The following is a 23,683-nucleotide window of genomic DNA, read 5'->3' as shown; positions in this document are numbered from 1 at the left end:
TACATCGCGTCCTTGTATCTGAAACTAGTGCCTAAATCCTAAAACCTGAAAAATTCTTTCGTAGGACTGGCTTTAGCCGGGAAAAATAGTAGTTACGAGCTTTAAGAGGAAAGGAAGCAAGTTACTAGGTAACATATTTTACATCGCGTCTGAGGGCCGAAAGCTTTCTAAAAAATGCAGGCCAGTAAGACCTGCACAGATATTTTTATTTAAGCTGCGTAAACCGCAAGTGGGTGTGTTGTATTGATAGAAACATGCACTGCATCACCTGGGCGTACCATCACTTCATGGCTTACTCGGCTTGTCACTACAGTATCACACGCTAATTTTACAGCGCATAAGCGGCTGCCACCTTCGTAACGTACCCATGTCACTTTACCGTTGCTAGTAGCTGCATTTTGAATAAGGTGAATATCATCAGGGCGAAGTAATACATCAACCTTCGCAGTATCATGATCAACCCTAATCGCTGGTGCATTACCTAAATCAGTTGTGGCAATATCACCTTCACAATTACCGGCAATGAAACTTGCTTCACCTAAGAAGCGAGCTACAAAGCGATTGCTTGGTAAGTTAAAACAGCGTTCAGGAGTATCGATTTGCTGAATAATGCCTTCTTTAAGTACACCAACTCGGTCACCGACAGATAAGGCTTCTTCTTGGTCATGGGTTACCCAAATTGCAGGTACACCCGCATCTTTTAATGCATTGCGTATATCCCAACGAAGGGTGTCTTTTAAAGCGGCATCTAGGTTGGATAACGGCTCGTCAAGTAATACGAAGTCAGGTTCGTGAGCGAGTGTACGGGCAAGAGCTACACGCTGCTTTTGACCACCTGATAAGGTAGCGGGCTTTTTATCACGAAATGCTTCAAGACCCAGTAACTTAATCCAGTGATCTGCTTTTGAGGTATCTGTTAATCTAAAGCAAATATTTTGCTGCACTGTTAAATGCGGGAATAACGCAAAGTCTTGAAATACCATACCCACTTTACGCTTTTCTGGTGGTACTTTTAACTTGGGTGTTGCACGCCATGAGCCTAAATTAATTTCGCCTTCGCTGATAGGAATAAGCCCAGCTAACGCTTGTAAAATTGTACTTTTACCACAGCCAGTTGGACCAACTAGCATGAGGATCTCACTTTCCCCAAGTGATAAGTTAAGTTCACTTACCACACGATTGCTACCATAATCGATAGACAGCTTACTAACTGATAGCATTAAACTGATCCTTAATGTTCTAATTGACTGCGCTTTTCACCTGAGAGCATTATAGCTAAGCCACATGCTGATATCACTACCAACAATAGGCCAGGAATGGCTGCGCGACCGAAATAACCTGCTTCATAAACTCGCCATAAATAAGTTGATAGGGTTTCAAACCCTGTTGGGCCAAGTAACAAGGTCGCTTCAAGCTCTCGCATTGATTCTAAAAATACCAAGGCTGCACCAGCAATGATACCGCGTAGTGTTAAAGGCAAGGTAATACGCATAAATGCTTCACGAGGGCTGGCACCTAATACACGTGCCGATTTGATTAAACTCGAGTCTAAGTGTTCTGTACTGGTACGCACAGAGCCAACTGCCAGCGGTAAAAAGCGTAGCACGTAGGCTATCACTAATAATGCCAGAGTTTGGTATAAAAGAGGTAATTGCAAGCTACCATAAACAAGCGCCGTCCCCATTACGATACCCGGAATACCAAATCCGAAATAAGTGACTCGTTCCATAATGCGCCCTACTTTACCGCTTAAAGCAGCATGCGCTACAGGCACAGCAACGACAACAGCAACAATAGCCGCAATACCAGATGCATAAGCAGAATTCCACGCAATGCTGAAATCAAAATCAGCAACACCATCCCGGGCAAGCCAAAGGGTAAAAATGGCTAACGGTAAACAAATAGCAAGTAATAAAACCGGTAGAAAAGTCACTAGCATGGCTAACTTTTGCCCGTTTGATGGAAATAACATTAGCGGTCTACCGTGGCGCTCAGAAGCAGTTTTAATTTGTGATTCGATGAACAGTAAAAAGCCTACTATCACCATTAATTGTAGCGATAACATCGCTGCTCGGCTTAGACCAAAGGCGTTATATTCAACATAGATCACGCGAGTAAAGGTATCTAAGCGCATCATCGCCGGTGTACCAAAATCGGATAGAGTATAAAGTGCAACCAGTAATGAGCCCGCCGCAATACCGTTTATTACACGCGGTAATATGACTTTAAACACACTCATCGGCATCGACATACCTAAAGTGCGAGCCGCGTTTACCATGCTGGCATCTAGACTAAGTAAAGACGAACGCGTTGTAAGCATTACAAATGGAAACGTGTACAGCGTCATTACAATAGCGGCCCCCGTTAAGCCATACATAGGCGGGGTTTCAAAGCCTAACAGTTGATTAATTTCACCACCGGGGCCAAAAGCTGCATATAAAGTAAACGCGCCAATATAACTTGGAATAGCAAGTGGAGATGCAAACAAAACAAGCCAAAGCTTTTTAAAAGGAAGTTGAACATAGGCACTAATAAACGCCAGAGGCACGCCAATTAAAATAGAGCCTAAAACAGTTAACACCATAAGTGATAAAGTGTTACCAAGAATTTTTAAATTGTGACTATCAAAAACAGCCGTCGCATCACTAGCTAAAGTGATCAGAATATAAACTGGCACTAACGCCAAAAGTGCTGCAAGCAGCGCCATGGGATAAGAAGCAGGTATGCGCATTATAAAACACCGCTGCTGCGCATAAGGTCGAGTGTTGGCCTTAAATCTGCCAATTGAGTTAAATCGATTTTCGGCGGTGACACATCCGTTAAGGCTGGTAATCCAGCTGGCTGGTCAATACCTTGGATCAATGGAATTTCGTAGGCTTCACGTGCTAAGTAGCTTTGTACTTCAGAACTTAGTAAGTAGCGCATAAAGTTCATTGCATTCGGGTTGTCTGTCAGCGATAACACACCTGATGCATTAACTAAGCAACCGGCATCTTGATTGGTGAAAGCAAGATCAAGGTTTGCATCTGGTTTACCTGATTTAAGACGTAACGTGTAATAGTGGTTTGCAAAACCAATATCCACTTCACCACGTTCAACGGCCATCACTACACCAAGCTCGCCGGCATAGGTTTTCGAACGTTTTTGAACTTTCTTAAGCCATTTAGCGGTTTTATCTTCACCTTCAAGAATACGCATTGCCGTGACAAATGATTGGAAAGAAGCATAAGCAGGTGCCCAACCAATTGATAAATCGCTATCAGCAATGGCCATTATGCTATCTGGGATCTGATCTTTTGATAAACGCTTAGTGTTGTAAGGTAATGTACGAATACGACCTGTCACTGGTGCCCAGCCCGGATAGCGGAACTGCGGTTGTAATTGCGCTTCTAAGTCACTTGGTAGCGGTTTAGCTAAACCTGCGTCTGTGACTAAGCCAATCGCGCCTGAGTCAACGGCCCAAAATAAATCAGCACGTTTAACACCCGCTTTCGCTTCAGCCACAATCATGTTGGCAAGTGCAGCAGTTGGGCCACGACGAATTGATAAATTAAGTTTTGGGTTTTTCTTTTGGATTGATTGCAGTACGTTTTCGTACAAACCACCTTCACCACGGCCTAAATATAAGGTTAAGTCACCCTCTAGGGCGGGTAAGTCTTTCACTGAAATTGGGCTTGCAGCAGAGGCTGCAAAGGCACGAGAAAGAGGTAGTGGCATTGCGCCCACTACCCCAAACGCAGCCAGGCCTTGAATAAAGGTCCTACGCTTCACTAAAATACATCCTTACGTGCTTTTTCGGCTTCTTCTAGTAACACCTTAGCGCGATCTAGTTTTTCTTGCATATCAACAACCACTGCACGTACTTGGTCAACAGACCCTTTATCAGAAATAGCTTTAGGCAGGGTTACGTTAAAATCTTTTTCGAGAACTTCTACTAACTTCGCATCTTTTTCGATAAGTGTACCTTCAACACCTTCGAATAAGTGAAGGTAAGTATCGTGTACAATTTGCGTTGCTTCATCGCTTAAACGTTCTGCGTATTTTGCAACAACACGGTCTAATTTATGTTTGATCTCATCGATAGTAGCGCTTTGCGTCATTGTTTCAGAAGCAGTTGCTTTTACAGCTTTTAATAAGCCTTTTTGCTGGAAGTCGGCAGCAAGTTTAACAGCTCCAAGACCCTGCCACAAGGCAGCATTTAAGGCCTTTTGGTGCTCACGTACTTCGCTTGCTGGTTTTTTGTCATCAATGGCCATTTTGATACCATAAATGCCTTGCCAGATTGATGCATAAACCGGTACATAATTCGTTTCAATCGCACTGTGAAACTTTACTGATTCCCAGTATTCAATTAAATCATCGCTTTTAACTGCTTTTGCGCCTTTTGTTTCATAATCGGTAACCATGGTGTCAACTTTACCGATCATCCACTCAACGTCTTCTGAGTAATCTTTTAAATTTTCTTTTAGATGATTAACGTGCTCACCAATTGGGCCATTTGCCAATACAGGTTGGGCAATAAAAGTAGATGCTAATACTAGGCTAAGACCTAGTGTTTTAACGGTGTTTAACGCTAATTTCATAGGGGGACATCCAAGTTTCTAATTGTAAATGATAGCCATTATCATATACGTATCGATTGTCTAAATCAATTGCTATAAAGCCTTGATTACAGAATTACACACTTTTATTTAAGTGATTGGAAAGCTTACTAAGAGTGTTCATAAATTGTTTAAGTTCTTGGCTATCTAAGTCACTCACTAAACCGGCTTGCCACTCGTTTGCTAATGGCACAATTTGCTCATGCAAACGGTTCCCCTCAACGGATAGTGATAATAAATTTGCGCGTTTATCCTCAGGGTTTTCTTTGGCTATTATAAGGTTTCTGGTCAATAGCGACTTTACTGCACGAGACACCGTTGATTTATCCATTTGTGCCATATCACATAATTCTTTGGCAGTACGCTCGCCATATTGGGCCAAATTCGCAATTATACGCCATTGTGGCACGGTTAAATCGAACTGCTGTTGATATAGCTCACTAAACTGCTCACTCATTTGCATTGCAATATTGGTTAATGAATAAGGTAAGAACTGTTTTAAATCGAGCGTTGTTTGATTATCTGTCGTCATGGCTGCACTACTGTCAAAGAATATTTACACAAGTAAATTCAGTGTAGTTTGAATTTAGTCTCACATGAGAGTATCTTACCTAAAACCTTTCAGGAGTCTAGTGATGAATAACGAATTACAATATATGACAGGCTTTGGTAATGAATTTGAAACCGAAGCATTACCCGGTGCATTACCTATCGGTCAATTCAGCCCGCAAAAAGTTAAATACGATTTATATGCTGAGCAGTTCAGCACAACGGCATTTACAGCGCCCCGTGCTGATAACCGTCGTACTTGGTTTTACCGCATTCGCCCGTCAGTAATACAAGGTGATTACACGCCAATTGATAATGGCCTTATTCGTACAGCTCCTATCACAGAAGTGCCAACACCACCGACAATGCTACGTTGGGATCCAATTGAAATTCCAGCACAGCCAACTGATTTTATAGATGGTTTAGTCACTATGGCTGCCAACGGTAGTGCCAATGCACAAACAGGTATTGGTATTCATATTTATGTCGCTAATAAATCAATGCAACACCGTTACTTTTATAATGCTGATGGTGAAATGTTATTTGTGCCGCAACAAGGTGAGCTATTACTTAGAACCGAGTGCGGAAAACTCACCGTTCGTGCTGGAGAAATTGCCGTAATTCCTCGCGGTATTAAATTTGCTGTCGATTTGCTTACTGATACAGCACGTGGCTACATCTGTGAAAACTATGGCCATGCCTATATTTTACCAGAGCGCGGCCCAGTGGGTGCAAATGGTTATGCTAATGACCGTGACTTCCACTACCCTGTAGCGGCTTTCGAAGATGTAGAAGGTGATTTCGAACTCGTTGCTAAATTCAATGGCAATATGTTCCGTTGTGATATTGGCCACTCGCCATTGGATGTGGTTGCTTGGACGGGTAACAGTGCACCTTACAAGTATGACCTTGCTCGATTCAATGTTATGAATACAGTAAGTTACGATCACCCAGATCCATCAATCTTTACTGTATTAACATCACCATCGGGTACAGAAGGTGTCGCTAATATCGATTTTGCTATCTTCCCTCCACGTTGGATGGTGGCTGAGAACACTTTCCGCCCACCTTATTACCATCGTAATATTATGAGTGAGTTTATGGGCTTAATCGAAGGTGTGTACGATGCCAAAGAGCATGGCTTTGTACCTGGTGGTTCTAGCTTACATAACTGTATGTCGCCACATGGTCCAGAAGCAGATGTATTCGAAAAAGCATCAAATGCTGAGCTTGAACCACAACGCTACGAAAACACTTTGGCATTTATGTTCGAATCGCGTTACGTTATTTCACCAACTAAATATGCCCTTGAAGGTAAAGAGCGTCAGCCTAACTACACAGACTGTTGGCGCACTATTAAAAAACATTTCACAGGTAAACAGGACGTATAATGAAACTTTATAGCTATTTTCGTTCATCAGCTGCATACCGAGTTCGCATTGCGCTTAATTTAAAGAACATTGATCACGAGTTGGTGACGGTTAATTTATTAAAATCAGAACAACAAAGCGACGAGTACCTAGCTAAAAACCCACAAGGGTTATTGCCTGCACTTGAAACTGAGCAAGGTGTACTTGCGCAATCGCTGGCTATTTTAGAGTGGTTAGAAGAAACTCATCCAGAAACGCCTCTTTTAACGGGTGATGCATGGCAAAAAGCTCAGATCCGTAATTTATGTTATGCCGTAGCGTGCGATATTCACCCTATCGATAATTTGCGTGTATTAAAGTACTTGGCTAACGATCTTGGTGTTGATGAAGAAGCAAAAACGACCTGGTATAAGCATTGGGTAGAAGTTGGCTTTGAGAGTATCGAAAAACTACTTGATGAAGCGAATACTTTTTGTGTGGGCAACAAACCAACGCTTGCTGATGTGTGCTTAGTGCCGCAAGTATTTAATGCCTTGCGCTTTAAGGTTGATATGACCAAGTACCCTAAAATTGCTGCTGTATATGAGCAATGTAATAAGCTTGATGCCTTTATTGATGCTGCACCACAAAATCAGCCAGATGCAATTTAGGCTTTAAGATTTGTAGTTAAAAAGGCCCGAACGCTTCGGGCCTTTTTTATTTTTTATCTAAGCGCTGAGTTAATCACACTCACATGGTTAATTAAATCGAGCCCTAAGTCGGTTAAGTAGCCACCATCAGGACTATCTGTAATACCTTTATCATAAAGACGTTTTGCTGCATCTTTAATTGAGCTTTCGGCATCAGAGTGAATTTTAATTCCCTGCATTTGAGAGTTGCGAGGAAATTTTGCAAGCAGGGTTAGTTCGTCGATCATATTTTTATCAAATTGCATGTGTTCACCTTTTTATTATTTATTCCTTGTCATAAGCTTAGTGTAGTTATACAGATCTGCCCAACGGGAGGCGTATTTTGTTAAAGAAAATTTTACTGTTAAGTACTTTGTTTACTTTAGCGTTTCTAAACCAAGCGCTAGCAAAGGAAAAACCACTAATCGTGCTTGATGGTCAAGAGGCATTAAACAATCAAAAAGTGTGTTGGTATGAAAATAAACGCTATACCGAAGGTGCCTATATTGCCGTTGGCGATATTAGGTTAATTTGCACTGCCAAACAGCCTAATTTTTCAAACAGTGATTTGGCTTGGCTCAGACTAAGTGCTAATGGCGAGATTATTTACCCTAAACAAGCGAAAACGATTCACGTCAATTAGCTTAAAACGCACAGATAGAGTACTATTGCGCTGTTGCAAATAACCTAAGATTTATCATGGACAATCAACCAAATAATCCGTTACATGGCGTTAAATTAGCCGACATCGTTACTAAACTTGAAGAAAAACTTGGTTGGGAAGGTATGGCAGCGCACGTAGATGTACGCTGCTTTCAGAATGACCCAAGTGTAAAGTCGAGTCTTAAATTTTTACGAAAGACCCCTTGGGCACGAGAAAAAGTAGAGCAGTTATATATTGATACCTTTATCAATAATGACCTAGCTGATGATGGCACTTTCCAATGGAAAAGCATCAAAAAGTAACCACTTAATCTTCAGCTGCTACCATCACCGAAAGCGATTTCGGTGATATCTCTACCTCTAGTTTATCTGCGGTTTTCACTTCACCATCAATAACATAGCTCAATCCTTTTTCTGCGCTTACTGTCACTCGTTTAGCATTTGTGTGGTGACTGTTAATGGCAAAACTAGTTTGCGTAATACTTGAGAACACTAACTCCGCAATACTTAAAGTACTCGCTTTAGAATCGGCACTAGGTGTTAGCCAATTTACATCGAGTAAACCATCTTGATGATCTGGCTGCCCTGCAGATTGAGCAAGTAAAGTAGTAAATGGCGCTGCGTTAGCGATGATTAAACTGGTGGTATTGATTGTTTGCTCATCGTTATTATCAAGAGTAACAACGTATTCTTGAGCTTCATGCTCACCTAATGCTTGCCAAAATCCTTGTAAATACGCTAATTGCCCAGACTCATTTTTAGCATCACGATGGGCTTTTTCAATCATCTTTTGTTCAAAACCAATCCCTGCTAGTAATAACATACGCTCGCCATTACATACAGCGGTATCTATCCGACTCGCCTGCCCTTCAATTATTAGCTCACACGCCTGCTCTACCGGAATAAGCTTCGATTGTATACCCATCAACACATGAGCGAGGGCATTGGCAGTACCTAAAGGAATAATACCCAGTTTACAGTCTGTATTAACAAGTACACTTGCCACCTCTGTTACTGTGCCATCGCCACCGCATGCGATGACTACATCAGGGTTCAATTCAAGTGCTTCTTTGGCTAACTCAGTACCATTTACTTGTTCTGACGTGGTGTAAACAGTTAAATCGTAATACTCAGACAAACGAGATGTAATTTGCTTACGTTTAGCTTCCCACAGTTTTGTGCCAGAAACAGGATTAGCAATGAGCACAGCTTTATTTTTGATTAGTAAGTCACCTCTACGATGGCGACGCACAAGATGACGCAGCTGGCGCTTGTTTAAATTTGCAGTTTCTCGTGTCTCTTTAATTTGTGCGAGTACTTGGTGCACATCGGCATCTTTGTTTTGGCTAAGTAAGTAAGCTGCCATCACAAATACTGAACGGCCACGCCCTAAAGCGCAATGAACTACAACACGTCTATCTGCTTTTACTTGATGGTCAATCCAATTAATCGCTTGGTGTAATTGCGCACGTGTAGGTACGCTATGATCAAGTACAGGGATATTTAAATAACGAATATTCTCTTGCGTAGAAGACCATTCAAGGCCATCAAACTCACAAGTTACATCTAGAATAGCCGTGATACCCATTTCTTTCATGGTGTCTATATCTGAAGGAAATAAACGGCAAGCTAAAAATAAATGCTCATTAATTTGTTGTAATGGTGGCACTTTGTCGTGCTTTCTCGACCAAGCATTGTAAAGTTGTGCACCCAATAAAAATGGAATAAAAGCCCAACGAATATAGATAGGAATAACGCCATTTTCACGTTTTCTGAAAATACGTGCGATATTAAAAAAGTATGCGCCACTCACCAATAGCAACGACAAAGCCGTCCAATAAAAAAACAGCGCAAAGTAAACAGTTTCTACCCGAATAGCCGCAATTATAAATACAATCGCTAAAGCTAAGTAACTAAATGCTGCCCACATAATCACTCCTTGTTATTCTAATTGCATACTACGTTGCAAGTTTCACTCCAGTAAAAGCCGTTAAATTAACCCTACTAGCTATTTAAAATCAGTAACTTAGCATTTATAAAAAAGCTTACTATTTTAGTTTAGGACATTTTTTCACAATTTTATGAATAACTTACACAAATTTACATAATATTCACATGTAAGTTTGCCTTGTCTTGCAACCCTGCTACGCTAACTAATGGAAAAGAATTACTTTTACAAAATTAAACCATTCTTTTTGTAAAAACATAAATGAATTGCATCTAAAACTGTCAGCTAATCGTTATTAATAATAACAAAGGAAATCTATGGAAAACGATGAATTATTAACCCTATTAAGTGCTACAGCTAAAGGCGATAAAATTGCTTTTGGTCACTTATATCAGAAGACCAGCGCAACACTTTTCGCAATAAGTCTTAAGATGCTTGGCAATCGTGCGCACGCCGAGGAAGCTTTACAAGATGCAATTGTTAAAGTTTGGCATAACGCAAGTGAATATCAATCATCTAAAGGCGCTGTTATGTCTTGGATGATCAGCATAGTTAGATATCGAAGCCTAGATATGATTCGCCATCACAAAGTCCGTAAAGAACAAACTCTTGTTGATGAAAATGAGGATTTAGATGATTTACATATTGATGTTAATTATGAAGACAACAGCAAATTGGTAGATTGTATCGAACAGCTTGATCCTCAGCAAAGACAGGCTATTCATTTAGCATACTATAGAGGTTTGACTCATCACGAATTAGTTGACCACATCGCGACACCGCTTGGAACAGTCAAAAGCTGGATCCGACGTGGTTTACAGCAACTACAAAGGTGCTTAACGCTATGAATTATGAAAATCAAACACTCATTGATATGTTAGCGGCTGAATATGTACTGGGGACATTACGTGGTTCAGCAAGAGATAGATTCACTCGGTTAATGCTAACTTCAACGCGGGCACGTGAAGCAACTTGGATGTGGGAACAACACTTGAACAATCTTGCAAGTTCAATAGAATCTGTGCCTCCAGATGAACATGTTTGGCAGAAAATTGTTAGCAGGATCGATCCTCAGGTAATACCTATAACAAACAAGCCAAATAAATCTAAATCATCGATATTACAAGCTTGGTCACTCATCGCTTCGGCTGCATGTATAGTGTTAGCTTTAATTATTTGGCAACCTCAGGAAATAACGAAAGTTAAATCAGAACAAATAGCCCTTTTTAAAAATGAGGCTGAACAACCCCTTTGGTTTATTGATGTAAAAGATGAAAACTTATCGATTCGAGCTGCAACAGCACTTGTTCCGCGCACTGATAAAGATTATGAGCTATGGATGATCTTAAAAGGTAAAGATGCGCCGGTTTCTTTAGGTTTACTTCCAAAATCGGGAACACTTGAATTATCAAAACACATAGAGTTTGATGCGACAGAAATTTCACTACTGGCTATCAGTTTAGAGCCTCTAGGAGGCTCGCCAAATGGCTCTCCAACCGAGGTACTTTTCACTGCAGAACTCATTATTTTGTAAATTAAAAGCCGTGTTCAAACACGGCTTTTTACTTTTTATAGAAAATATTAACTTTTTTGCATCCAATAAGATTGCCAGTACGTTACTAGAAATGACTTAAATTAAAACTAAGGAAAAAGTCATGAAGAAAGTAATACCATCTCTAATTACGATTGCAGTTTGTAGTACCTTATTTACTTCTATATCTGAAGCATCTAGCCATCGTGAAGCGCCAAATATTACGCGCTTTCCAACGTTAGATTCGACAGACTTTTATGCCTTTAATAGTTACGAAGAAGGCCGAGGTGACTACGTAACCTTTATTGCCAATTATATTCCTTTGCAAGATGCCTATGGCGGGCCAAACTACTTTGCGATGGATCCAGACGCGACTTATAGCATCCATATTGATAACGATGGTGATGCTATTGAAGATATGACATTTGCATTTAATTTCAAAAGTATGTTGCCAAACAATAATATGGGTGTAGCACTTACTGTTGGACCTGAAGGTAATCAAAGAACAGTTGCTGTTCCTCTAAAAAATGTCGGTGGAGTTTCTGCAGGTAATAATTCTGCCGTTAATTTCAGTGAGTCATATACTGTGAGTGTTATTTCTGGCCCACAACGTTCTGGCACAAAAAGCATGCTGACTAACACCTCAAATAGCAGCAATGATTTTTATAAACCACTCGATTACATTGGTAATAAGACATTCTCATCGATGGCTTCATACCAAGAATACGCTGATCAATTTATTTATAATGTCGCACTTCCAGGCTGTGATGGCATGGGTAAAGTGTTTGTAGGTCAAAGAAAAGACCCATTTGTAGTGAATCTGGGCAAAACATTTGACCTTGTTAATTATGTTCCAGTCGAAGGTGACAGTTCGCCTGGCGCGGGCGATGGTGAAGGGTTCCCTGGAGGTATCACGCAATCAGCCGATAATGATGATTTAGCAATGAAAAATGTCACTTCAATTGCTGTCGAAGTACCAAAAGCCTGTGTAACAGGTGAAGGTAATGGCACAATTGGTAGTTGGACAACTGCAAGCTTACCACAAGCACGTATATTAAACCCGAATGCATCATTTGCTAAACCAGCAGTAAATGGCGGTGCGTTAACACAGGTTTCTCGCCTTGGTAACCCATTGGTCAATGAGTTAGTTATTGGCTTGAAAGATAAAGATACATTTTCAACATCAGCGCCATCTGATGATACACAATTTGCTGATTATGTAACCCACCCTTCACTACCTGAGCTTTTAAACATCTTATTTAAAGATGCTGTGAATTCAACGCTGGGTACCAATATTGAAACATTGGCGCCTACTAACTTCCCAAGAAATGATTTAGTTACAGCATTTTTAACGGGTTTCCCTGGTGTTAATCAACTTTCAACTGTTACGCCATCTGAAATGCTGCGTTTAAATACAGCTATCGCTGCAACTCCACAAAGTGAGCAATCAGCTTTTGGTGTAGCTGGTGATGATTTAGCAGGTTTCCCTAATGGTCGTCGACCTGGTGATGACGTAGTCGACATTGCATTACGTGTAGTAATGGGTCGCTTATGTTACCCAATCCCAGTTAATGGCACAGATACTGATCTTGGCTTGTGTACAGCAGAGGATGCAAGTGTAGGTAATGTTCCATTTACAGATGGTGCACCACTTGATGCAAGTATGATGGAGAGCAGTTTTCCTTATCTTGCTACCCCGATTGCCGGCTCTAAGTAATGAGGAAATTAATGATGCGTAATTTTAAATTCTCAAGCATCACACTCATTATTATCACAGGATTATTAACAGCCTGTAGTGATAATGACAAAGATGACAAAAATACGATGAAGCCTGAACCTGTCAATAATGCACCAAGCGCTGTTGATGCAATGGTTACTACCAAAACTGAAGTCGTCATTAACGACATGCTTGAAGGCTCGGACCCTGATGGCGATGAATTAACGTACAGTTTAGTGAGTGAACCAAATTTAGGCACCGTAAATGTTAATTCTGATGGCAGCTATAGCTACACACCTAACCCTGAGACCGTAGGTTCGGATAGTTTTCAATTTGCAGTCAGTGATGGCGTTAATAGTCAGGCTACAGCGACTGTTAGTATCACCATAGAAACATTGCAAGTTGATTTTGCATCAATAGGACGGGCCGCATTTAGTCAGGACTCTAGTGCGCAGCCTTTAAGACTCAATGGCCGTGAATTTATAAATACGGGTAATGAAGCAAATTTTGATGATTTGGTGAACGGGAATTAGTTAAATCTTGGCCACGGATGGCTTTTCTTTGGAGAAATCATGAAATATTTATTTTACATTGCGATGGTTATTAGTGTCTGTGTTCATGCTGAACCTTATACTCCAAAAGATTCAGATGTCATAGCCGTTTCCAGCAAGAAGATCAAAACCGACTTTACTAAAGCGCAGCTGAACAAGCTTTTGTCAGAAAGCCAACATGTTGGTAACACCGAAAGCAATCAAGGTATTTTAAAGCGTTACTTAGAGCATAAAGTTACACTTTCCGATGATCCTGATATACATTACTTTTATGCACGAGTATTACAACGTGAACATCAATTTGACGAGGCAATTCGGATCCTCACGGATGTAACCGAACAAGCTCCTCAGCACGTTAATGCTATTTTACTTAAAGCTAATTTGTTGATGGTAAAGGGTAAATTTGATGAAGCGCTAGGTCAGTGCTTATCATTGTTTGGCTTAGCAAGCATTGAAACAATATCGACATGTTCTCTAGATGTTAAAAGTCAAAATGGAGAACTAAAACAAAGCTATGAAGGGCTTCAAAAAATAGCGAGCTCTTCATCTATGAGTATTAATACTCGTCATGTACTCGCTGAAATGGCATATAGATTAGGCTACTCAGAACAAGCTTTATCGTATCTTAGTAACGTTGATTTAAAAACGGCACCAGTAAGTCTAGTGGTTCTTTGGGCTGATGCACAATTAGCTCAAAAAAATGGCTCGGCAGTGCTTTCTACTTTAGCCGTTTTAACAGCTGAAAATGCCAACCTTGAAGATGCTATTTTACTGCGTTTAGCACAAGCTGAAAAAGTTAAAAGCAAATCGACTAAATGGCAAGAACAGATGACAAAGCGAGTAACACTAAGGGAATTGAGACAAGACACCTATCACGCAAGTGATTTGGCTTGGTATTATTTAACTATAAATAGAAATATGACCAAGGCCAAATATTGGGCTCGAATAAATTGGCAACAAGCGAAACTACAAAGCGATAAACGTCTGCTTGAACTCACAGGGCTCATTAATTGAGGAAATTTATGAAACACTTATCATCTGTCTTTTTAATTCTTTTGGTCTTTAGTTTTAAACTAAATGCTCATCAACTTAGTACGGCATACTTAGAATTAACGAAGTCCGAAAATGAACAATTAACTTTAAATGGTCAATGGAAAGTGGCTGTGATGGACTTAGAACACGTTGTCGAATTTGATAAAAATGCAGATGACGTGATCACTTGGCAAGAAATTAAAAATCAAAAAGGAACTATTCATCAATACCTAGTTGAAAAGATTAGCGCACAGCAAAATAATGAAATATGTGCAATTAACAGTGAGGGGGATTTAAAGGTTGACTCACATTTTAATGAATCATATATCGTAACCCCTATACAAATTAGCTGCCCAAATAGCCAAAGCTTTTCTATAAATTACAGCGCACTGTTCGAAGTCGATGCTAATCACAAAGCCATTTCTTCAATTGGAAATATAAGCCGAGTTTTTACTTTAAATGAACAAACCCAAACTTTTAGTTTTGATGAAACGAGCTATTCAGAAACGTTTGTTGAATATGTACATCAAGGCATATTACATATTTGGATGGGCACAGATCATATCTTGTTTTTAATCGCGCTATTACTGGGCTGTGTGTTAGTTCGTAAGCAAGGCGAGTGGCAACGTGTCGAGTCTAAAAAACAAATTCTAATTGATACAGCTTGGATCATCACCGCTTTTACACTTGCTCACTCAATTACCCTCACAGCGACTGCTATGAATATCATATCGCCAAACACCCGATGGGTAGAATTAGGTATCGCGCTTTCAGTATTATTTGCTGCAATAAATAATATTTGGCCAATGATTGTGCGCTTAGGCTGGATCACATTCTGTTTTGGTCTACTACACGGTATGGGGTTTGCGAGTGTTTTAGGTGAGCTTGGTTTATCAAATGAATACCAGCTAATGAGTATTTTAGCCTTTAATTTAGGGGTTGAGATTGGTCAACTGGTTATTTTAGCAATCTGTTTACCACTGCTAATGCTACTTAGAAATAACACTTGGTACAAAAAAGCTATTATGCCAGCAGGCTCAGTGGTAATTGCAATTATGGCAATCCAATGGTCTATAGAGCGCTTTTAATAAGTGCTTTATTCAAATGGTAACAATAAGGTTTTCATTGTTGGACGTAGCGCTTTAAGTAACTCATGAATATCTAAATCTGGGTTGAGCATTTTACGCAGTAACAGGCCACCCATTACTGAAAACATCACTTCAATACGGGCATTGACTTCTTCAAGTGCTGTGCCTTGTAATGGCCCTCTTTCACCCACTAATAATTCACGCATAGAATCACGAGCGTGGCTATCTGACTCTCGTAATAAGTTAGCCACTTTTTCGTTACGAGCAGCTTCGGCGAGCATTTCTAAATCAAGCGCACCTTGATTCAAATCGGTATGGCGCTCAACCCCTCTGCCTAGACCATCTAGTAATACAGTGACACGATCGCCGGGTTTATCAGCAAACTCTTTAAAGATTGAGAACATTTCTTCCATATCACGCTCAACAATCGATTCTATAATCGCTTCTTTACTGGCGAAATAATTGTAGATGTGGCCAGCACTCATACCCGCGGTTTTAGAAATTTCGGCCATTCCCGCGCCATGATAACCCTTACGTCGAAAACAATCCGCTGCGGCACAAAGCACTTGATTACGTCTTGCCTCAGCAAGCGCAGGATCATTGTGTCTTTTCGTTTTTTGCGTCATGGTTTCTCCAAGCTTTACTGACTAGGGTTAACTTTAATTTAAACAAGGTTTACAGGATCTTAATCTTTGAGGAGAGTCAAAACAACTAAGAACCTGCAAAACCTTAAATAAATTATGCTTTTGCTGATTTATTGCACAGATTTTTGTGCATTCCAGCCGCCACCAAGTGCTTTATACAAATTAATTTGGCTCGCCAGATACGCTTGCTTACCCAAAATTAACTGTTGTCCTGCACTGTACCAATTTCGCTGTGCATCCAATACTTGCAAGTAGCTGTCGGCGCCTTTTTGAAAACGTGCATCCGATAAAGTAAAAGATAGCTCATTACTTTGATACAAGTCATTCAGGGCATCTAGCTGATGCATATAACCTTCACGGTCAGCAAGGGCATCAGATACTTCTTTGAATGCCTGTTGAATGGTTTGCTCGTAACTGGTTATAGCCATTTCTTGTTGAGCTTTTGCAACATCGAGATTAGCTTGATTACGACCCATGTTAAAAATAGGCAAGTTTACCGAAGGCACAAAGCTCCAAGTCCCAGAACCTGAATCAAAAAGATTACTCAAGTCAGCTGAAGCTGTCCCCGCATTCGCTGTTAAACTGATGCTTGGATAAAATGCCGCTTTTGCCACACCAATGTTTGCATTGGCAGCCAATAAATCATGCTCTGCAGCTTTGATATCAGGTCGCTGAGTCAATAGCTCAGACGGTAACCCTACTGGCACATCAGGCAAATTAAGTACATCATCTATACTTTCACTTGGTAATAAATCTGCAGTGACGGTTTTACCTACTAGAAAATCGAGGGCATTTTTATCACGCTTTAGTAAACGCTGATAGTTTGCAATATCGACTTTAGCGGTTGCTACTGTGCTTTCAAGTTGCGATAGCGTTAACTGAGAAGCAGCACCTAGAGCAAATGTCTTACGAGTTAGCTCTAAAGACTCCTGCTGAGACTTCAAAGTCTCGTTTGCAAGTGCCAAAAGCTCTTTATCCGTCGCATAGTTAAGCCATGCATTTACTAATTCGGAGATCAAACTAATTCGCACACTAGTTAAACTGTATTCAGCCGAATATAGGTTTTGTAATGCTTGCTCTGATTGGTTACGTACTTTGCCCCAAAGATCAATCTCATAAGCGGTTAGGCCTACAGTTGCTGTATAGTTTTCAGAGATAGTTGCTTGACCAGTACCAGATAAATCTGCCGGAAGACGCTGACGGGTACCCGATGCATTGAGATCAATGCTTGGGTAAAGCGCTGAATCTTCAATCTGATACATTGCTCTAACCTGCTGCACATTCAGTGCAGCAGTTTTTATGTCTTTGTTGTTTTCAAGTGTGAGCGCAATCAACTGTTGAAGTTGCGCATTACTGAAAAATGACTGCCAATTGAGCGCATTTATATCGCCCGCTGTACCTTGGATATCATAGTTTTGAGCAACGGGTAATTCACGTTGCTCCATATCTGGCGCCATATTACAGGCAGATAACATAAGTGCAGCAACAGACACTGAGATAAGTTTAGCTTTCATTATGCCTGCTCCTCATTAGTTGATTTTGTTTTGCCTGGGAATACTCGGCGCACTAGTACAAAGAACAGCGGCACAAAAATTACCACAATTGTCGATGACGCAAGAGTACCGCCAATAACAGCAATACCTAGTGCGTTTTGTGCACCTGAGCCTGCACTTGATGCAATTGCCAATGGTAGTACACCACACACAAATGCCATTGATGTCATAAAGATTGGACGTAAACGTAGACGAATAGCTGCTACCGCGGCATCGACAAGTTTCATACCTTCATCCATTTTATGAATAGCAAACTCTACAATTAAGATGGCATTTTTTGATGCCAGACCTATGGTGGTTAATAGACCCACTTGGAGATAAATATCGTTTGATAAATTAAATACAAATGACGCAATCGACGCACCAAATACACCAAGCGGTACAATTAGCATAACTGCAGCAGGAACTGACCAGCTTTCATATAACGCCGCTAAACAAAGGAATACAACCAACAATGAAAGTGCATAAAGTAATGGCGCTTGACCACCACTTAAACGTTCTTCATATGAAATACCTGTCCATTCGAACGATACACCCGGTGGTAACTGCTTAACCATTTTCTCAACTTCAGCCATCGCTTGACCAGTACTGTAGCCCGGTGCAGCCGCACCTTGGATTTCCATCGCTGAAAAGCCGTTATAACGCTCAAGACGAGGTGAGCCATATGTCCAATAAGAATGAGCAAAGGCTGTAAATGGCACCATGTCACCATTGGCGTTACGTACATACCACTCATCTAAGTCTTCTGGCACCATGCGTGATTCAGGCGTACCTTGTAAGTACACTTTTTTCACACGACCACGGTCAATAAAGTCATTTACATAGCTACTACCCCAAGCCGTTGATAACGTATTATTGATATCTGCTTGAGTAAGACCTAATGCTTCGGCTTTCGCTAAATCAATATCAAGCTCTAGCTCAGGTTTATCTTCTTGACCATTCGGGCGCACACCTGATAACACCGGGTTTTGTGCAGCCATACCTAAAAACATGTTACGTGCTTCAAGTAGTTTTTCGTGACCTAGACCAACCCTATCTTGTAAGAACAAGGTGAAACCGTTTGCAGTACCAAGCTCAACAACCGCAGGAGGTGGGAATGCAAATACGAACGCTTCTTTAATCGTTGAGAAGTATCCCATGGCTTTACCCGCAACCGCACCGACGGTTAGATCAGGACGCTGACGTTCATCCCAGTGTTTTAAACCCACAAAGCCGATTGCCGCGTTTTGACCAGAACCTGCAAAGCTGAAACCTGTTACCGTAAAGATAGACTTAACCGCTTCTGATTGTTCTTCTAAGAAGTGATGTTCCATCTTTTCAACAACTTTTAACGTTTGCTCTGTTGTTGCACCGGCAGGTAGGCTTACTTGGTTAAACAAAATACCTTGGTCTTCATCTGGTAAGAATGCCGATGGTAATTGTGAGAAAATAAACACCATGCCACCCACGATTAAACCGTAAATAAGTAAATAGCGTTTACTGTGTTTGATCATGCGAGACACAAAACCTTGTGTACCCGAGTTCGTTCTGTCAAAACCACGGTTAAAGCCAAGGAAGAAACGACCAAATAAAGATTTATCATTATGTACATGACTTTGTTTTAGCATTGTCGCACACAAAGCTGGTGTTAAAATCAATGCAACCAGTACTGATAAACTCATCGCAGTTACCAAGGTAATTGAGAACTGGCGATAAATAACCCCTGTTGAGCCAGGGAAGAACGCCATAGGCACGAATACTGCCGACAGCACCATCGCAATACCAACAAGGGCACCTTTGATTTCATCCATTGATTTACGTGTAGCCTCAAGAGGAGATAAGTTCTCTTCTGTCATTACACGTTCAACGTTTTCAACCACGACGATTGCATCATCTACCAGTAGACCGATGGCAAGTACCATCGCAAACATGGTTAGGGTATTAATTGAGAAACCAAACACTTGCAAGATGGCAAACGTCCCAAGCAATACAACAGGTACTGCAATAGTCGGAATAAGTGTTGCTCTGAAGTTCTGTAAGAATAAGTACATGACCAAGAACACCAGCACAACAGCTTCGATTAGAGTGCTGACAACTTTTTCAATCGAAAGTGAGACGAATGGCGTCGTATCGTAAGGAACAACTGTTGTTAAACCTTCAGGGAAGAAAGGCTCAAGTTCAGCAAGGGCCGCTTTTACGCCATCAGCTGTATCAAGTGCATTAGCACCACTGGCAAGCTTAACACCTAAACCTGATGCCGGTTTGCCGTTAAAACGCGCAACAACACCGTAGTTTTCACCACCTAATTCAACATCAGCAACATCACTTAAACGAACAACTGAACCATCAGCATTGGTTTTTACAAAAATATTTCTAAATTGCTCAGGTGTTTGTAAGCGGCTTTGTGCAGTTACCGTTGCATTTAATTGTTGGCCACTTACTGCTGGCAACGCACCTAATTGACCTGCTGAAACTTGTGCATTTTGAGCACTGATTGCAGCACTAATATCAGCAGGAGTTAATGAGTACTTCAGTAATTTAGCTGGGTCTAACCAAATACGCATTGCATATTGAGAGCCAAACAGCTGCACTTCACCGACACCGTTTACACGAGAAATAATATCAAGCACGTTTGATGAAACATAATCACCGATATCGATGTTGTTCATACTGCCGTCTTCAGATACAAAGCCTACAACCATTAAGAAGTTACGAGCCGATTTTGCAACCGAGACACCTTGACGTTGTACTTCTTCTGGTAATAACGGTGTTGCAAGCGACAATTTGTTTTGTACTTGAACCTGTGCGATATCCGGGTCTGTATCTGCACTAAAGGTTAAGGTTAACGTCGCTGAGCCGTTAGACTCTGAGGTTGACGACATGTAGAGCAAGCCATCTAGCCCTTTCATTTTTTGTTCAATAACCTGTGTAACCGTATCTTCTAGAGTACGGGCCGACGCACCAGGGTATGTGGCTTGAATACTAATTGCAGGTGGTGCAATTGATGGATACTGCGCAACCGGCAAACTTCTAATTGCTAAGATACCTGCCAGCATCACAACGATAGCAAGCACCCATGCAAATATGGGCCGATCAATAAAAAATCGTGACATTAAGTTTCTCCGTTACTGGCTGTTAGCTGCTGATTCTGCAGGCATTGCATTGACTGGTGCACCTGGGCGGATTTTCTGTAAACCTTCAACAATTAACTTATCGCCATTGTTTAGGCCGTCTGTCACTAACCAATTTGAGCCAACAGTACGATCAGTTTTAAGCACACGTGCTTCTACGGTATTGTCTTTGCTTACAACCATGGCAGTAGGCTCACCTTTTGTGTTTCTGCTTACGCCACGTTGCGGTGCTAAAATCGCATCACTTTTCACACCTTCAACAATCACTGCACGAACATACATACCTGGCAGCAGTAATTTTTCAGGGTTAGGAAATTCAGCACGTAAGGTTACTGAGCCTGTGCTTGGATCAACAGTCACTTCAGAGAATTGCAATGTACCTTTATGTTGATAAGTACTGCCGTCTTCCATCTTTAATTCAACTTTTGAATGCAAAGCGGCATCTTTATCAAGATCACCTGCAGCAATGGCTTTTTTCAAACGTGTTAGTTCACTGCTTGACTGGGTTAAATCAACATAGATTGGGTCTAATTGAGTAATGGTTGCTAATGCAGTTGCTTGATTTGCACTCACAAGGGCACCGGCAGTGACATCTGATTTACCAATTTGGCCACTAATTGGCGCTAACACTTTGCTGTAGTTTAAATTGATTTCAGCGGTTTTAAGCTGCGCTTGAGCTGTCAGTAAGTCAGCTTTTGCACCTTTGTATGCTGCATCAGCTTCGTCGTAATCTTGTTGGCTTACTGCTTTGATGCTCAATAGCTCTTTATAGCGTTCTGCTTTTGCTTTGGCATTTGCAATACTTGCTTGAGCTTTAGTAATAGCGGCTTTACTAGTTGCTACTTCAGCTTCAAATGTAGATGGGTCAATCTGATATAAAGCTTGGCCTTTTTCAACCTCAGCACCTTCAACAAACATACGAGACTGAATAATACCGTTAACCTGCGGACGAATTTGCGCAATACGTGAAGCAGCCACACGACCCGGTAATTCTTTAGTTAGTGTAAGTGGTTTGCTTTGCATCTCAATAACGCCTACAGGAACAGCTTGAGCTGCCTGCGTTTGCCCTTGAGCCGATTCTGATTGGCCGCAGCCTGATAATAAAACAGCACCAGCCAAAGCTGACACTGCAAAAAATGGAATGCGAGAGCGCTGCATGTGTAGTTCCTTAGTTTAGAGTGAACGATCATTCTAAACTAAAAAAGGCACAGATCAACCATCTTTAAAGAACTTTACATTAAATAAAATGCTTGCTTTAACGCATGAATGTTGTGCAATAAATAAATTGCTAATTGAATTATTACGAACGTAACTGAGAAAGTTGTTTTAAAACTATTAGTTATGCGAATTGAAGTTATATCAATTCGCAGATTATTCGCCTAAACACATGCCCATTGCGCGGGCACTTGTTATTAAAGAATGTTCTAGAGGGATGACGCGATATTCAGAAGTAGCTTCTTTTAAACTGATTGGTTTAATTTCACCGTCTTTACTGACAGGAATAAAACCAAACTGGCCTTTCTTTACTAGCTCGAATGCTTGCACCCCAAACTCTGCTGCAAGCACCCTATCAAACGCATTAGGTGTGCCTCCACGTTGAATATGCCCTAATACGGTTACTCTTACATCAAGATCAAGCGCCACACGTATTTGTGAAGCAAGCTGCTCAGCAATGCCACCAAGCACTGGGTTTTCGTAACCAAGTTCATTTGATTGTTTACTAACAACACCACCAGAAACAGGTTTTGCTCCTTCTGAAATGACAATGTTGGCAAATCCATGGCCTTTATCAAAACGTGATGTTAATTTGGCTTTAATCGCTTCAATATCGTAAGGAATTTCTGGAATAAGTGCGACTTCTGCGCCAGCTGCAATAGCAGAGTGCAAACAAATCCAACCGGCATCGCGCCCCATTACCTCAGTCACAATTACCCGGTTATGACTTTGCGCTGTTGGTATTAAACGATCAATGGCTTCGGTGGCGGTGTCGACAGCAGTCTGAAAACCAATTGTGTAATCAGTGCCATATAAGTCATTATCAATAGTTTTTGGCACGCCTACGATATTTAAGCCATGTTCCAATAAGTGCTGAGATACCCTATGTGAACCATCACCACCAATATTAATTACGGCATCAAATCCAAGTTGCTTAATAATACTGATTAACTCATCAGAGCGGTCAATAAACACTTGTTCGCCCGCTATTTCAGCAGGAAATGCGGTTGGGTTCCCTTTATTAACGGTTTCGAGAATTGTTCCACCACGAACATGAATACCCGCCACAACTTCACTAGTTAAGTGTATAATATCATTTGGCTTTTCAAGCACACCACAATATGCTCTTCGGCTACCATACACCTGCCAATTGCCATCATGCTCGGCTGCTTTAACCACCGCTCTGATCACCCCATTGAGCCCAGGGCAATCACCCCCACTTGTTAATAGCAGTAATTTTTTCATTGTGTTACCAACTTCATTCACTGATTAATTACAGATTAGCTTATATGTTGAAGTTTCGCGTATGACTTACATCAACTAAAACTTGGTTTTTTATGCGTAGAAAAAAGCGCCACAAATAGCACTAGTACTCCATCACACAAGTTCTGACTAGTTGAGGGCACCATAAGCCCTCTCAAGTTTTTCACGAGCTGATTCAAC

The 23,683-nt window shown here is 41.0% G+C and carries 22 protein-coding genes; 10 read left to right on the top strand and 12 right to left on the bottom strand.

What is annotated here, in order from left to right; translation table 11 throughout:
* Window positions 1–209 precede the first annotated feature (209 nt).
* The 5 genes from HUS62_RS17520 to HUS62_RS17500 form a co-directional block, all read right to left on the bottom strand.
* Window positions 210–1,220: an ABC transporter ATP-binding protein gene (locus HUS62_RS17520; protein ID WP_175080612.1), complete on the bottom strand. Its 1,011-nt coding sequence runs from the start codon at window positions 1,218–1,220 to the stop codon at window positions 210–212.
* 11 nt (window positions 1,221–1,231) lie between these two features.
* Complete coding sequence (locus HUS62_RS17515; protein WP_175080611.1) at window positions 1,232–2,731, bottom strand: iron ABC transporter permease; 1,500 nt, start codon at window positions 2,729–2,731, stop codon at window positions 1,232–1,234.
* The gene (locus HUS62_RS17510; RefSeq protein ID WP_054563064.1) at window positions 2,731–3,771 is read right to left on the bottom strand and encodes an extracellular solute-binding protein; all 1,041 of its coding nucleotides are present in this window, start codon (window positions 3,769–3,771) and stop codon (window positions 2,731–2,733) included. The genes HUS62_RS17515 and HUS62_RS17510 overlap by 1 nt, the downstream gene beginning before the upstream one ends.
* Window positions 3,771–4,583, bottom strand: a complete 813-nt coding sequence (locus tag HUS62_RS17505; RefSeq protein ID WP_062565497.1) for a hypothetical protein — start codon at window positions 4,581–4,583, stop codon at window positions 3,771–3,773. The genes HUS62_RS17510 and HUS62_RS17505 overlap by 1 nt, the downstream gene beginning before the upstream one ends.
* Window positions 4,584–4,677: 94 nt before the next feature.
* A complete protein-coding gene (locus tag HUS62_RS17500) occupies window positions 4,678–5,133 on the bottom strand; it encodes a MarR family winged helix-turn-helix transcriptional regulator (RefSeq protein WP_175080610.1) in 456 nt (151 codons plus the stop codon).
* Window positions 5,134–5,236: 103 nt separating this feature from the next.
* Here HUS62_RS17500 and hmgA point away from each other — a divergent pair, with 103 nt between their 5' ends.
* Together hmgA and maiA are read left to right on the top strand one after the other, a co-directional pair.
* Window positions 5,237–6,541, top strand: a complete 1,305-nt coding sequence (hmgA, locus tag HUS62_RS17495) for a homogentisate 1,2-dioxygenase (protein ID WP_175080609.1) — start codon at window positions 5,237–5,239, stop codon at window positions 6,539–6,541.
* Window positions 6,541–7,170, top strand: coding sequence for a maleylacetoacetate isomerase (maiA, locus tag HUS62_RS17490; RefSeq protein ID WP_063530108.1), 630 nt, complete (start codon window positions 6,541–6,543; stop codon window positions 7,168–7,170). Before hmgA ends, maiA begins: the two co-directional genes overlap by 1 nt.
* A gap of 53 nt (window positions 7,171–7,223) precedes the next feature.
* On the opposite strand, the gene HUS62_RS17485 is transcribed toward maiA, so the two are convergent.
* A complete protein-coding gene (locus tag HUS62_RS17485) occupies window positions 7,224–7,454 on the bottom strand; it encodes a TIGR02647 family protein (RefSeq protein WP_054563059.1) in 231 nt (76 codons plus the stop codon).
* A gap of 77 nt (window positions 7,455–7,531) precedes the next feature.
* Between HUS62_RS17485 and HUS62_RS17480 the strand changes: the two genes are divergently transcribed.
* Window positions 7,532–7,831 (top strand): DUF1496 domain-containing protein, encoded by a 300-nt coding sequence (locus HUS62_RS17480; RefSeq protein ID WP_175080608.1) that lies wholly within the window; start codon window positions 7,532–7,534, stop codon window positions 7,829–7,831.
* A gap of 56 nt (window positions 7,832–7,887) precedes the next feature.
* Entirely contained in the window at window positions 7,888–8,154 is a 267-nt protein-coding gene (locus HUS62_RS17475; protein ID WP_054552185.1) for a VF530 family DNA-binding protein, read from the top strand.
* Window positions 8,155–8,158: 4 nt separating this feature from the next.
* On the opposite strand, the gene HUS62_RS17470 is transcribed toward HUS62_RS17475, so the two are convergent.
* Window positions 8,159–9,781 carry a diacylglycerol kinase family protein gene (locus HUS62_RS17470; RefSeq protein ID WP_175080607.1) on the bottom strand — a complete coding sequence of 541 codons (1,623 nt, stop codon included), beginning with the start codon at window positions 9,779–9,781 and terminating at the stop codon, window positions 8,159–8,161.
* A 335-nt stretch (window positions 9,782–10,116) separates the two neighbouring features.
* Between HUS62_RS17470 and HUS62_RS17465 the strand changes: the two genes are divergently transcribed.
* The 6 genes from HUS62_RS17465 (at window position 10,117) to HUS62_RS17440 (ending at window position 15,718) form a co-directional block, all read left to right on the top strand.
* A complete protein-coding gene (locus tag HUS62_RS17465; RefSeq protein WP_175080606.1) occupies window positions 10,117–10,647 on the top strand; it encodes a sigma-70 family RNA polymerase sigma factor in 531 nt (176 codons plus the stop codon).
* Window positions 10,644–11,333: an anti-sigma factor domain-containing protein gene (locus HUS62_RS17460; RefSeq protein ID WP_175080605.1), complete on the top strand. Its 690-nt coding sequence runs from the start codon at window positions 10,644–10,646 to the stop codon at window positions 11,331–11,333. Before HUS62_RS17465 ends, HUS62_RS17460 begins: the two co-directional genes overlap by 4 nt.
* A gap of 121 nt (window positions 11,334–11,454) precedes the next feature.
* Entirely contained in the window at window positions 11,455–13,047 is a 1,593-nt protein-coding gene (locus HUS62_RS17455) for a DUF4331 domain-containing protein (protein ID WP_175080604.1), read from the top strand.
* 11 nt (window positions 13,048–13,058) lie between these two features.
* A complete protein-coding gene (locus HUS62_RS17450) occupies window positions 13,059–13,580 on the top strand; it encodes an Ig-like domain-containing protein (protein ID WP_309473922.1) in 522 nt (173 codons plus the stop codon).
* 39 nt (window positions 13,581–13,619) lie between these two features.
* Window positions 13,620–14,612 carry a lipopolysaccharide assembly protein LapB gene (locus HUS62_RS17445; RefSeq protein ID WP_175080603.1) on the top strand — a complete coding sequence of 331 codons (993 nt, stop codon included), beginning with the start codon at window positions 13,620–13,622 and terminating at the stop codon, window positions 14,610–14,612.
* Between the two features lie 8 nt (window positions 14,613–14,620).
* Window positions 14,621–15,718: a HupE/UreJ family protein gene (locus HUS62_RS17440; RefSeq protein WP_175080602.1), complete on the top strand. Its 1,098-nt coding sequence runs from the start codon at window positions 14,621–14,623 to the stop codon at window positions 15,716–15,718.
* Window positions 15,719–15,726: 8 nt separating this feature from the next.
* Here the strand turns inward: HUS62_RS17440 and HUS62_RS17435 are convergent, their stop codons facing one another.
* The 5 genes from HUS62_RS17435 to HUS62_RS17415 form a co-directional block, all read right to left on the bottom strand.
* A complete protein-coding gene (locus tag HUS62_RS17435) occupies window positions 15,727–16,344 on the bottom strand; it encodes a TetR/AcrR family transcriptional regulator (protein WP_058584303.1) in 618 nt (205 codons plus the stop codon).
* A gap of 128 nt (window positions 16,345–16,472) precedes the next feature.
* Window positions 16,473–17,876 carry an efflux transporter outer membrane subunit gene (locus HUS62_RS17430; RefSeq protein WP_175080601.1) on the bottom strand — a complete coding sequence of 468 codons (1,404 nt, stop codon included), beginning with the start codon at window positions 17,874–17,876 and terminating at the stop codon, window positions 16,473–16,475.
* Window positions 17,876–21,007, bottom strand: coding sequence for an efflux RND transporter permease subunit (locus HUS62_RS17425; RefSeq protein ID WP_175080600.1), 3,132 nt, complete (start codon window positions 21,005–21,007; stop codon window positions 17,876–17,878). Before HUS62_RS17425 ends, HUS62_RS17430 begins: the two co-directional genes overlap by 1 nt.
* 12 nt (window positions 21,008–21,019) lie before the next feature.
* Window positions 21,020–22,183, bottom strand: a complete 1,164-nt coding sequence (locus HUS62_RS17420; RefSeq protein ID WP_063529955.1) for an efflux RND transporter periplasmic adaptor subunit — start codon at window positions 22,181–22,183, stop codon at window positions 21,020–21,022.
* A 213-nt stretch (window positions 22,184–22,396) separates the two neighbouring features.
* Window positions 22,397–23,485, bottom strand: a complete 1,089-nt coding sequence (locus HUS62_RS17415) for a 6-phosphofructokinase (protein ID WP_175080599.1) — start codon at window positions 23,483–23,485, stop codon at window positions 22,397–22,399.
* Window positions 23,486–23,683 lie beyond the last annotated feature (198 nt).

Source organism: Pseudoalteromonas sp. 0303 (assembly GCF_013349995.1).
GTDB lineage: Bacteria > Pseudomonadota > Gammaproteobacteria > Enterobacterales > Alteromonadaceae > Pseudoalteromonas.
The sequence above is the reverse complement of the archived record's forward strand: the minus strand, read 5'-3'. Positions and strand labels throughout refer to the sequence as shown.